Origin of the sequence: Symmachiella macrocystis, from assembly GCF_007860075.1 — a bacterium.
Classification (GTDB): Bacteria; Planctomycetota; Planctomycetia; order Planctomycetales; family Planctomycetaceae; genus Symmachiella; species Symmachiella macrocystis.
Window position 1 is genome coordinate 1,319,081 of the sequence record NZ_SJPP01000001.1, and the last position, 12,511, is coordinate 1,331,591.

Annotated in this window: 9 protein-coding genes; 2 read left to right on the forward strand and 7 right to left on the reverse strand. The window is 56.2% G+C overall.

The window, feature by feature from the left end:
- Positions 1–41: 41 nt before the first annotated feature.
- The 4 genes from recQ to CA54_RS05085 all read right to left on the reverse strand — a co-directional run bounded on the left by recQ (position 42) and on the right by CA54_RS05085 (position 4,600).
- On the reverse strand, positions 42–1,892 hold the full coding sequence (gene recQ / locus CA54_RS05070) for a DNA helicase RecQ (RefSeq protein ID WP_231962964.1): 1,851 nt from the start codon (positions 1,890–1,892) through the stop codon (positions 42–44).
- A 232-nt stretch (positions 1,893–2,124) separates the two neighbouring features.
- Positions 2,125–2,502, reverse strand: coding sequence for a CoA-binding protein (locus CA54_RS05075; protein WP_146369756.1), 378 nt, complete (start codon positions 2,500–2,502; stop codon positions 2,125–2,127).
- A 409-nt stretch (positions 2,503–2,911) separates the two neighbouring features.
- Complete coding sequence (locus CA54_RS05080; protein ID WP_146369757.1) at positions 2,912–3,976, reverse strand: protein arginine kinase; 1,065 nt, start codon at positions 3,974–3,976, stop codon at positions 2,912–2,914.
- 153 nt (positions 3,977–4,129) lie between these two features.
- Entirely contained in the window at positions 4,130–4,600 is a 471-nt protein-coding gene (locus tag CA54_RS05085; RefSeq protein WP_231962965.1) for a UvrB/UvrC motif-containing protein, read from the reverse strand.
- A gap of 429 nt (positions 4,601–5,029) precedes the next feature.
- Between CA54_RS05085 and trpE the strand changes: the two genes are divergently transcribed.
- A complete protein-coding gene (gene trpE, locus CA54_RS05090; protein ID WP_146369758.1) occupies positions 5,030–6,517 on the forward strand; it encodes an anthranilate synthase component I in 1,488 nt (495 codons plus the stop codon).
- Positions 6,518–6,530: 13 nt separating this feature from the next.
- On the opposite strand, the gene CA54_RS05095 is transcribed toward trpE, so the two are convergent.
- The gene (locus tag CA54_RS05095) at positions 6,531–7,955 is read right to left on the reverse strand and encodes a sulfatase family protein (RefSeq protein WP_146369759.1); all 1,425 of its coding nucleotides are present in this window, start codon (positions 7,953–7,955) and stop codon (positions 6,531–6,533) included.
- Positions 7,956–8,414: 459 nt separating this feature from the next.
- On the opposite strand from CA54_RS05095, the gene CA54_RS05100 reads away from it, so the two are divergent.
- The gene (locus CA54_RS05100) at positions 8,415–9,899 is read left to right on the forward strand and encodes a hypothetical protein (protein WP_146369760.1); all 1,485 of its coding nucleotides are present in this window, start codon (positions 8,415–8,417) and stop codon (positions 9,897–9,899) included.
- 45 nt (positions 9,900–9,944) lie between these two features.
- Here CA54_RS05100 and CA54_RS05105 read toward each other — a convergent pair whose 3' ends face one another.
- Positions 9,945–10,994: a Gfo/Idh/MocA family protein gene (locus CA54_RS05105; RefSeq protein WP_146369761.1), complete on the reverse strand. Its 1,050-nt coding sequence runs from the start codon at positions 10,992–10,994 to the stop codon at positions 9,945–9,947.
- 283 nt (positions 10,995–11,277) lie between these two features.
- Positions 11,278–12,456 (reverse strand): lipid-A-disaccharide synthase, encoded by a 1,179-nt coding sequence (gene lpxB / locus CA54_RS05110; protein ID WP_146369762.1) that lies wholly within the window; start codon positions 12,454–12,456, stop codon positions 11,278–11,280.
- Positions 12,457–12,511 lie beyond the last annotated feature (55 nt).

Consider the following 12,511-nt stretch of genomic DNA (forward strand, 5'->3'; position numbering starts at 1 on the left):
ACCCAACATCAACGCTACACGAACGTTCCGCGTATCGGCCCTTACTCCACATCCACATCCGCCGTAACGTCATGCTCCCGGCAGTACGCGCTGATCGCGCCGACGAATTCCTCGCCGTAGTCCTTGCACTTCTTTTCGCCGACGCCGCGGACGTCTAGAAAACCTTCCAGCGTTGTCGGGCGGCGGAGGGCCATGTCGCGCAGGGCGGCGTCGCCGAAGACGACGTAGGCGGGGACCTCTTTTTCTTCAGCGATCGCCTTGCGAATGGTTCGCAGGACCTCGAACAGTCCGCGATCAACGCCCTCCCAAGACTCCTCGGCGACTTTGGACTTGGATTCGGACCTGGATTTTTTGGCCGTCTTGAGCGGCTTGCTTAATCGGGGGGTCACTTCGCCCCGCAACACTTGCCGGCCGTTTTCGCTCACCTGTAATTGATTGAATTCGCCGTACCGCGATAAATACCCCTGCGAAACCAATTGCTCGATCCAGTCGCGAATCGTCCGCTGCGATTCCTCGGCGAGTAAACCATAGGTGCTCAATTGATCGTGCCCATTGTCGAGCAAGCGACGCTCCTGTGAACCTTTTAATACGCCCGCGGTATATTCGCCGCCGAAACGTTGTTCGAGGCGAATCACACAAGAGAGGATTTTTTGACCGATGACCAGCGCGTCGTCGACCAGCTCAATGTCGCCCATACAGACGTCGCAAGCACTGCAGGAATCTGCAGCTAACTTTTGTCCGAAATGCTCGACGATCGCGCGGTGTCGACACGTGACACCTGTGCAAAAATCGAGCATCATTCCCAGCGAATCAATCGACACGTCCCGCGCTTTGAGGTCTCCCGATTGATTGAGCAACCGCGACCACGTGTTGAAATCGCCGGTGGAATAAAACAGACAACACTCCGCTTCTAAGCCGTCCCGCCCGGCGCGGCCGCTTTCCTGTTGGTACGCTTCGAGCGATTTGGGGAGTTGCGAATGAATCACATAGCGGACATTCGACTTGTCGATCCCCATGCCAAAAGCGACCGTCGCCACGATGATATCGCAGCGTTCGTTGATGAACGCATCCTGATTGTCTTTTCGCTGCGTATCGGGCATCCCCGCATGATAGGGCAAGGCGCGGTAACCCAACTCGTTGAGTTCCGCCGTCGTTTCATCCACCTTGCGGCGGCTGATGCAATACACAATCCCCGACTCGCCGGGATGCCGGTCGATGACTTCCTGAATCTGTTTGATCCCGCCTGATCGCCGTTCGATTTTGTAAATGAGATTCGGGCGGTCAAACGAACCAATGTGGACTTCCGGCTCATGCAAATCGAGTTGTTTGGCAATATCCTCGCGGACGATTTCGGTCGCCGTCGCGGTATAGGTATGGATGCCGATATTGGGAAAGGCCCGTTTGAGCGTCCGTAATTGACGGTAGTCAGGCCGAAAGTCGTGTCCCCATTCACTCACACAATGCGCTTCGTCGATGGCGACGAACGAGACGTTGGACTCCTGCAGGAATTCGATCGTGTTTTCCATCAACAACCGTTCCGGCGCCGCATACAACAACTTCAACTGCCCACTGCGGATTTCTTCAGAGACCTGTATTCGCTCCTGGTAGGAGAGCGAGCTGTTCACACAGGCGGCCGGCACGCCGTTGGAACGCAGCGCGTCGACTTGGTCTTTCATCAGCGAGATGAGCGGCGAAACCACGACCGCCATGCCCGGCATGCACATGGCGGGGATTTGAAAACAGAGCGATTTTCCGCCGCCGGTCGGCAACACAACCACCGAATCCCGCCCAGCAAGCACGCAGTCGATTGCCTCGCGCTGTAGCGGGCGAAAGTCGTCGTAGCCCCAGTATTGCTTGAGGATATCCTCAGGAGCGGCAGTGTTGGCATCCATGTGCATCGGCGAGAAATGTTCGACTGAAGATTCTAGGGCAGAGCAAATCCGAATTTGAGCGAGGGACGTCACGTTTGCGTTGCCAAGCTGAGAATCGCCAGCGTCGCTGATTCTCGCGAGCATCCACTGATTCGCGGGTCCGGACAGTTACACTAAGCAACGCCGATGCAAATGTCCACCAAGGCGCGATCGACAAGTCCCGAGCGCATTCCCAACGTCAATAGGCACTGGTTCAATAAGCACTGGGCCGCGCGCCGATGTCTACGATGCTGCAGGCTTGGATGACGTCTAACCCCAATTCCTCCGCACGGGCTAATAACTCCGGACTTTCACTGCCGGGATTCAGCCAAACTTCCTCAGCCCCGACGTCCTGGATTTCCTGCAACAGCGAAATTCCAATTGCCGGCGGCAGATAGACGCTGATGCGATTCAACATCTCAACAGGCACCTCATCCAGCGCGGAATACGCTTTGAGCCCTTCGATCTCCGTCACGCTGGGATTGATCGGATAAACGTCATACTCTAGCTCCCGATACGCCCGGACCGCTTTGTTGCCATATTTATTGCGATCGGTACTGGCACCGAGCACGGCGACTGTCAGTTTGGACATACGAAATCCCCTTTGCGAAAATTGGCGAATACGGTCGGTCACTCTGTTGGGTAGTAAAACCTGTTCGAGCGTAAGCGATCGCGAGTCTGACTGACAGCATCTCAGCATTTTTTTCGCGTTTTTCGCTTCTTTGGTGGTGAATCTTTTAGAGGTATTGTTCGTAAAAAATACCTCACGCAAAGCCGCTAAGCTAGCAAAGAAGTTTCGGGCGTCAGCGTAAGTCGTGATTAAAACCCGACTGCGGGGAGAAGGGATTCAAACAACTTCTTGAGTACCTTGAACGAAATATAGTTCAACGCGTACGTTCCCGTTGGCCCCGGCACACCCCTTAGCGAGCTTGACGGCTTTGCGTGAGGTTTCTTTTTGCCTCCCCACGGTCAACCCGTTTCGAAACGTGCCGCTGCTTGTACTACGGGACGTCGTTGCTTGACGCCAAGCGTTCACGCAGATAGCAGGCGCGGGCCACATTGCGTTCGCCCGACTCGAGTGCGGAGTTGCGGAGTTTTTGCAGATGCGCTGGCTGAGTGTGGATGAACAACTCGTTCACTGTCGGGATTTCCAGATCGTCGATCAGGCCCAAATTGATGCCCATCCGGACGCTGGAAAGCAGATGCATCGTTTCTTCGGAACTGATCGTCTGGGCGGTCCGTAAGATTCCGTAGGCCCGCGAGACTTGATCGTGCAGATCGCGGCGTTTTTCCTTCACCAAAGCTTCGCGATACTTCCGCTCGTAGCCGATGATTTGCGGGATCACGTCTTTGACTTCACCAATGATCTCCAATTCACTTTTTCCCAGCGTGACTTGATTGGATATCTGGTAAAAGTCTCCCATCGCCTGGCTGCCTTCGCCATACAGGCCGCGGACGGCGAGATGGATTTTTTGCAGGGCTTGGTACACCTTTTGGATTTCTTTGGTCATGACCAATGCCGGCAAATGCAGCATGACGCTCACGCGAATTCCGGTACCCACATTCGTGGGACAAGCGGTGAGATAGCCGAGCTGTTCGCTAAAGGCATAAGTCACTTTGTCTTCGAGCGAATCATCGATGCGGTCGATTTCTTCCCAGCAGTCCTCCAGGGCCAAGCCGCTACGTAGAACTTGAATCCGCAGATGATCTTCTTCGTTGACCATCAGGCTCACATTTTCGCCGCTGCTGATTCCCACGCCGCGCGCGCCGCTGCTTTCGCACAGTTCGCGGCTGATCAATTGTCGCTCGACGAGAAAGCGGCGATCCAACTCCTCCATTTTTTGCACGTCGAGGTACGTCAATGGTTGCGGCAGGCGGAGATCGCTGACGTGTTGATGCAGCAGGCCTTCGATTTCGGCGCGGGTGGCTTCGTCGGAGCGACTCAGAAACGGGAACTGTGCCAAATTGCGCGCCAACCGAATCCGACTGGAGATGACGATATCGGCTTCAGGCCCGGTGCCTCGCAACCACTCGCCGCTGGTGTGTGTGAGGTCATCCAGTTCCACAATCAAATTCTCCCAGGGCGGCCCGCACGATCGCGACCGATTCCACCGACTACGTTCCGCCCTCGGCCAACTGCCGACAACGATACGCGTGATTAGCATTTCAAATTGACACACCGCCTAGCCTTACGAACCAGACCGGGCATCCTCATTCCCTCAGTCTGCGTCACCCGTGCCTTGCGATAGCGCTGTTTCCATCGCCTGGATTTCATCCCGCAACCGCGCTGCCTCTTCGTACGATTCCTCAGCCACCGCTTTGCGCAGTTCGCTCCGCAGTTTGATCAATTGGTATTGGCGTTGGCTGTCGGAGGGAGCACGCTTGGGAACTTTTCCGCAATGTTGCCGCTCGTCGTGGATATTCTCCAAAAGTGCCTCTAATTCGTCACCGAAGACGACATAGTCATGAGGACACCCAAATCGCCCCTGGCTGCGAAACTCTCGAAAACTGATGCCGCAATTGGGGCAGACGTTTTTATCCAGTTCTGCCAGTTCTTTGTCACCCGCATCCAATTGCAACTTGACCATCATCCCCTCCTCCGGTTCCGAGGCAGGCGATGGCTCGTCCTGGTTGAGGTATTGTTGCGCGCAATCCTCGCATAGATGGATTTCATGCGGCACTTGCTTCACGAGCTCCGTGATATGCAAGGTTGCCGGCTTCGGGCATTTGCTGCATTTCTTCATTGAAACGGTTGTTTCAAAAAACTGATGTGTGCGCAATACAGGGCATCCGCTCCACGGACCGTTCCCGTTGAGCATCACCTCAATTCAATTCTATTCGCGGCCCCCCGAGTGTCAAGCGACGTCGTTTCTGACTGTCGCGCGTAAGGCCAAGCTGTTACTATGGATGCGGTTACGTTGGATGACCGGAATTGCTCAAAATCCGAGCACCCGAAATTCGGCCTGTCGGTGACGAAACGAACCGGACGCCTTATTCATCATACCTTATGCAAATGTCGGCCGGACCGATTCGCACAAATAATCTGCAGTGAACCTGCCCCCCATCCAAAACTGACCGTAGATCTCCCCTACGAACACCAGCAATAAAGTTCGCCAGCTATGAAGTACTACCCTGACTTCGACACTTTCGCCAAACTAGCAGCCGATTCCGATGTTGTGCCGATTTATCGGCAATTGGTCAGTGACACGCTGACCCCGTTGAGCGCTTATAGTACGATCCAATGGGGGCCTTGCTCATTCTTGTTTGAAAGTGTCGTCGGTGGCGAACAGATTGGCCGTTACAGCATTCTCGGCGCCGATCCATTCCTGCAACTCGACGCCTATGGCACGCGCATCCTGCTCACGCATCAAGATGGCCGTGTCGAAGAACGGGACTGCGACGATCCGTTGCACGAGTTGGAAGTCCTGCTCAACCAATTCCGCGCAGTGCACTTGCCCGGCCTGCCCCGCTTTGCCGGCGGCGCCGTCGGGTACGCTGGATACGACACCGTCCGCTATGCCGAACATCTGCCTGATGCCCCAAAAGATGACCGCCAGTTGCCCGATTTGTCATTCGCGTTTTACGACCGGATGGTGATCTTCGATCAAATCAACAAGACCGTGCTAGTTGTTGTCCACGCCCGTACTGACGGGGAGGATTTGCGGGCTGATTACGATGCGGCGCGCAAACGGGTGGATGAGCTTTGCAAACAACTCCAAATGGGCGCCTCCGACCTGCAGGTCACTGACATCAACCTGGACGAGGAATCGACGCTTGAGTATCGCTCGAACTTCACACAACCTGAATTCGAAGCGGCTGTCGAGTCCTGTAAGGAATATATCCGCGCTGGGGACATCTTTCAGGTCGTGCTGAGCCAGCGATTGGAATTAGAGACGCACGCGCGGCCACTCGACATCTATCGCAGCTTACGCGTGGTCAATCCCAGCCCGTTTATGTTTTTACTCAAAACCCCGGCGGTGAATCTCATTGGCAGTTCACCGGAAATCATGGTTCGCGTCGAAGATGGACAGGTCACGATCCGCCCGTTGGCAGGGACCCGCAAGCGGGGGGCGACGGAAGCGGAGGACGAACGCTTATCCGCAGAGTTATTGGCCGACCCCAAAGAACGCGCCGAACATGTCATGCTAGTCGATTTGGGACGCAATGACGTGGGCCGCATCGCCCAATACGGCACGGTTGAATTGAGCGACATGATGGTCGTGGAAAAATACAGCCACGTGATGCACATCACCTCCAACGTCACTGGACAACTCGCCGAAGGCCGCTCCGCTCTGGACGCGCTGCGGGCCGGATTGCCGGCGGGTACGGTCTCTGGAGCCCCCAAGGTGCGGGCGATGGAAATCATCGACGAATTCGAGCCCCACCGCCGCGGACCCTATGCCGGAGCGGTCGGCTACGTTGATTTCACCGGCAACATGGACACCTGCATCGCCCTGCGTACGATGGTCATGCAGGGCCAGACCGTCTACGTCCAAGCCGGCGCCGGCATCGTCGCTGACAGCGTTCCGGAAAGCGAATATCAAGAAACGCTAAACAAGGCCCGCGGCCTGTTGAAAGCCATCGAAATCGCCGAGCAACAATTGTAGCGGCCATTGGTCATTATTGGATGAGCGCCAATACCGGGTCATTGATCTCCTGCATCTGCTCGATTATTTTGGCATGCAGTTTTTCGATCGCCGCATTGGTTTCCGGCGTGTCTTTATGAATCAGATTCGTCGTCTCTGTTGGATCAGCCTTTAGGTCGTACAGCTCATCGCGCTCGGGATTGAGAAAATCGCGGACCAGCTTCCAACGCGGGGTGCGATACATCCGCATGTGCGTGTGCGACTGGTGCTTGGTGCTGTACTCGGCATAAAAGTCGTTGTCCCAGTCGGTCGATTTGCCCTCCAGTACCGGGACAATACTTCGGCCGCGGAGGATGGTATCCGCCGGCAACGGGACACCGGCCATCCCCAATAGCGTGGGATACCAGTCCAAGTTGGAGAAGGTCTCTTCCACGATAGTGCCTGGTTTGATCACACCGGGCCAACGGATGGCGGTCGGCACGCGGATCGAATTGTCGTACATGTTCGGCCGTTGTCGTCGGGGGACATTCTCCGTCCCTTCGGGAAACTCGGTCAAAATCCAGTGGCCGTTGCCTTTGTGCCAAATGCCGTTGTGTCCCATGTTGTAGCCGTGATCGCTGGTGAACACCACGATCGTATTGTCAGCCAATTTCAGGTCGTCCAACGTTTGCATCAACCGGCCGACGTTGCGATCCACGCCATGGACGCTCCCCAAGTATTCCCGCGTTTTTTGCTTCACTTTTTTGACGTCCAACTTGGGATAGTCCGGATGTGGAAGCGTAGGATCGAGGTCCTTGAACGGTTCCAGATCCGACTCCGGTTGCGGCAACCACGGGGCGTGCGGCGCGCGGTAGTGGACGCAACAGATAAATGGTTTTGCTTGATTGTGCTTAATGAATTCGATGGCATAGTCGGTCAGCACGTCGGTGGTGAAACCGGGAAAGGTTTGTTGCTGTCCCTCGGTTTCCAATACAGCGCCTTTGACTTTTGTCCCACCGGATCGAAAGCCCATGAAGTAATCAAAGCCGGCGCGCGTCGGATGAAATCGGTCCGGGACACCCAAATGCCATTTGCCGATCAGGCCGTTGGTGTATCCATGTTGCTGCAGGACTTCCGTCCAGCAGAGAGAACTGGGCGGCAGTCCGACCCCATACTCGCGTCGGGGGTTGATCCAATCGGTAACGCCCAATTCACTCCCGTAGCGCCCGGTCATGAGCCCCGCGCGCGACGGACTACAAACCGGGGTCGTTGTGAATGCATTGACCAAATAGGCGCCGCTGCGAAACAGTTCGTCCAGGTGGGGCGTTTTCGCATCCGGATGTCCCGAAAGCCCCAGCGCCCAGGGCGCTTGGTCGTCGGTGTAGATAAACAAAATATTCGGTTTATCCGCCGCCTGGACAGACGTTGAACAGGTGTACGTGGCCAGCAGCGCCGCAATGATGGCTGTCGTCAATTTCATGAAGGATGCCTTCCGCGCGATTCGATGATTTTCTGCCAAGTCTGGCCATGGGATTGCGATGGGATTCCATGCATCAGCTTGCCGTTTTCGGTCGGCAGTGTCAATGACGCGCTGCGGCGACTGCAAGGAGGACCCCGCTGATTGGCTTTCCGGTGGGACTGAATATGCTCCTCAGTTTGCCCCGATGCGACGGTCCGGTTGTAGCGAATGATCTGCTTGCGAAAGCTACTCGTGTCTGGCAGGATCGTCGTGTGCCGCACACTTGTTACAACGCCACGAGGCCACACAGCCGGATCGATTGCGCCAATCGTCGCCGGGTTATTCGGGATCGCACGATTGGTTGTTTTGAAATGGACCGGTGAAACCGGTTGCACCGAAAATGATTACCGCCCCCTGGGCCATGCTCAGTGCGATAATTCTGTTACGGTCTTTCCATGTTTCAATGCGGGTCCGACTATCATGTTCAACAAATTCTCTTTGCCCTCCAAAAAACTGGTGACCGTCGTCGCGACAATCGGGCTGGCGGGGTTCGCCGGTGTCTGCGGTTGTAAACACGCGCAAAAGGAAACAGCCGGATGCTGCCAAGTCTGTGCACCCGCCGCTGAACAACAAGCGCCGGCCGCCATTGCGGAAGCCGATCAGCAACTCCCCACAGGTCCGGTACAACTGGACGAACCTTACGCGGCCCCTCCCGTGGATCCACCCACGGTCCCACCCATGGATCCGCAAACCCAAGCGGAACCGGCGGTGACCTCCCAGCAATTGGCAACGCGGTTTGAATCCTTAGGCGGAACGGTGGAACTGGACTCAACACAGGACATCAGCGTGTTGGATTTGTCGGGAACAATCGTCGGAGACGATGACCTGCGAAACGGCGCCGGCTTGGAGAATTTAACGCAACTCGACCTGAGTGAAACAACGATCACGGATGCGGCATTCGCTCACCCGCATTGGATGTCGAATTTGACGCGCCTGTCACTCAATGGAACGAGCCTGACGGATGCAGGATTACAGAACCTCAAAAACTTGAATCGGCTGCAACTGCTGTGGATGAATGAAACAGCTGTCGGAGATGCCGGACTGGCACAAATTGCCGAGTTGAACGGCCTGCAATCCTTGGGTTTGAATAAAACCGAAGTCACCGATGCCGGATTGGCCCACTTGCGAAATATGCGGGATCTCAAGTACCTGTTGTTAGGACACACGCAAATCACTGACGCCGGACTGCAACATCTGCGGGGCTTTGACAAACTCAAAGGACTGAGTCTGGTTGGAACCCGCGTCACGCCGGTAGGAATCGCCGAGTTGCAAGTCGCGCTGCCGAACTGCCGCATTGTCGCCGACCCGGTCGATGCCACCGAGGAGGCTACCGAGGACGCGACCGATAACGTCGACGAGCAGCCAAACGCTCTTGAGCCTGGCCTGGAATCCGGCGAAGCGCGGCGACAGATGAACACCACCGGCCGGCAAATTCACCAAGCTGTTTCGATGGCTGCACCGCATATGCCATTGCCGGCGCGGCGTTTTCCCGGGCTCATGCAACGTGGTGCTTTGCAAAGCAATTCCGGGGTGGATATCACGCGGTATTACATTGCTGTGGCATTGGCGGAAACCGGCAACATGCGCGCCGCACTGCCCATGTTCGCCGAGACGGTGGGCGAGGCGGCCGCTTATTACAATGTGGGAGTCATGTTGTGCAAAGCGGGCTATTGGAAGCAAGGCGAAGCACAGTTACAGACCGCGCTGCAACTCAATCCTCGCATGTCGTCCGCGCGTCGTTGGCTGAGCGAAATCGAGAGAGAACGCAGCACGGTGATTCCTCAACCGAATCCGCAAGAAATTCAGCGCACGCAGTGGATCAAGCCCGTTCAAGTTCGCTCCGACCGACGAACAGATATGTCCCCGCCTCCGATTGGAGTCTGGACTAATCAGCAAAACCGGTAGTCCACCCAAGAGGGAAAGCGGAATTTAGCGGAGACTACCGGTGGCTTATGCCAACGGCAAGTTGACCGGTGCGTTGGATTGAATACTGCGATGCACGGCTTCGGTGAATTCCATGTACCGTACGCCGGATTCAAAGTCAGTCAGCCGCACCGGTTCGGTGCCGCGAATGGCGCCAATGAATTCCGCTTCGACCCGCCATCCGCCGAGCTGTTCTTTGGGAACACGCAGCAATGTCATATCGTCGTCGCCGGCGTGGCCGACAAAAACCTGTTCGCCGTCGTTGAATTTGGCTTTGATCGTGCCGCGGGTTCCGTAGAGGTGGATTTGGTGTCCCGGGCCGAATAGGTCAATCCCGCTAAAGTGATACAAACCCCGTGCGCCGTCGGAGAGTTCTGTGAGCACTTGCAGACTGTCGGGGACGGTGACGTCGAGAATGTCTGTACCAACGATCGATGGGCGTTTGGATTCAAATGTTGTCGCCTGCGCGAAGACCCGTGTCGTTGGCGACGTCCAACGCATAGCCGTTTCGTGCATGATTCCCAGGCTCAGCGTATTGTATCCGCTAATCTCGGCATCCTGCCGCCAATGCAACGGCTTGGTGTAATCCCAAAACGAGTCCGTAGCACCGACTACCACCATCTCGCGAAGATCGCCGATAAAGCCGTCCTCGATTAATTGCCGCATACGGCTTTCATATTCCAAGCCGAACGGGCTGGGCACGATTTGTGCAACCAAGTCCGGATGCGCTTGAGCCGCCTTGAGCATCTCGTGAGCTTCGGAAGCGTTGCGAGCCATGCGAGCTTCGGTGAGGACATGTTTACCCGCTTCTAGAGCGGCACAACTGATTTCGCAGTGGAGATTCGGCCAAGTGCCGATCATGACAGCGTCAACATCGTCGTCGGAGAGCAATGCTTGCCAGTCAGGGTATTGCTTGGGAATCGACAATTCCTCGGCGGCGCGAGCAGTCGATTCTTGAGTCTGGTTGACGACACCTACGATTTCGACGCCGTGGATTTCGCGAAAGCCGGGAATGTGGCGTAATCTGGTATTCGCACCCGCTCCAACAATGGCAACGCGAACAGTTTCTTCAACCATGAATGAACTCAAAAATTCTCAATGCCGATGGAATTGGCCCAAGTGGTGTCACCACTCTATATTAATCATCTGCCGACTGCGATTTCCGTTCGGAACCTGACAGTCGAGAGTGGTCCCCGCACTACGGATTGCGACGTCCACGCGGCTCCGACGCGCGCAGCGCGATTCCGGTGCACGTATAGTGATGCCCTGTGCCCGGAATTTCAACCGACGGACAGCAATCGCTGCGAAATTCACTGTGGTAACAGACCAGCGGACCGCCGCGCAGGGGTCGACAAACGCCTCAAGCAGCTCGGCGCTCGGCTGCCTGAGTGTCCTCAGTCGCCGAAAATCGCCGGAAAATTGCATCGGCAGCACGGGCGGTGGCACCTGGCTGTGCGGCAGCGGCAGCGATTGATGACAATTCTTCCGCACGCTGCAAACGGCTGTCCGGGTTATGGACCCATTCCTCCAGAATCCCCGCCATCCGCTCAATATCCGGTTTAGGGTCCCCATAAATAATAAATTCCGGCATCAATTCACGGCCGGCGATCAGATTGGCCAGAGTGATATAGGTGCAACGGATTAACCACCGACCCAACCGATGCAACGTTTTCGACATTACGTACATCACGACCGCCGGTGTCTGCCGGGCCAGAACCTCCAACGAGACCGACCCGGAGACCATTAAACACGCATCGGCGGCGGCAATTACTTCAGGCGTACGCTGCACGCACAATTCGATCGGCAAATCCGCCGCCTCGTCGGTCAACAATTCGCGGCACCACTCCACGTGCTGTTGACTATAGCAAGCGACCAGAAACCGCGTCGTGGGGCATCGCTCGTGCACTCGGCGGATCGTCGCCAATTGAATCGGCCAGTTGCGTTGCACCTCTTGATTGCGCGAGCCGGGCAGCACCCCGATCACGGTTCCGCCGCGCTCGGCTTGTTCGTGCATGAAATCGGTGTTCAATTTGTGCTGGGCCACTTCATCAAAAAAGGGATGCCCGACGCACTCCGCATCGACTCCCTGATCGCAATACCAGCGCGTTTCGAATTCCAAGGGCGAGAGCACGTAGTCCACGAATTTGCGGACACGGTGAATCCGCCACGAAGCCCAGGCCCACAATTGCGGCGGCATGTAGAAGACAACCGGAATCCCCAAACGTTTCGCCTTGCGGGCGATCCACCAATTGAATCCAGGAAAGTCGACCAACACCACCAAATCGGGCCGCTGCTCCTTGAGCAACACCTCGGCCTGTTTGACCAGCCGATAGAATTTCAGCAACAGCGGCAGCACCGCTACGATTCCCATCACGGCCATCGTGGTGAGTTCAAACTGCAACTCACACCCCGCCTCAGCCATTTGCGGTCCGCCATATCCCGAAAACCGCGACTGCGGATCACGGCGACGAATCTCCTCAATCAGTTTCGCCGCATGAGCATCGCCGCTGGGTTCGCCGACGGAAAAGAAAATATGCATAGAGTATCCCAAGAATCAACCATCCATGGTGCCTCGCAGCAAGGGGAACGCTGTC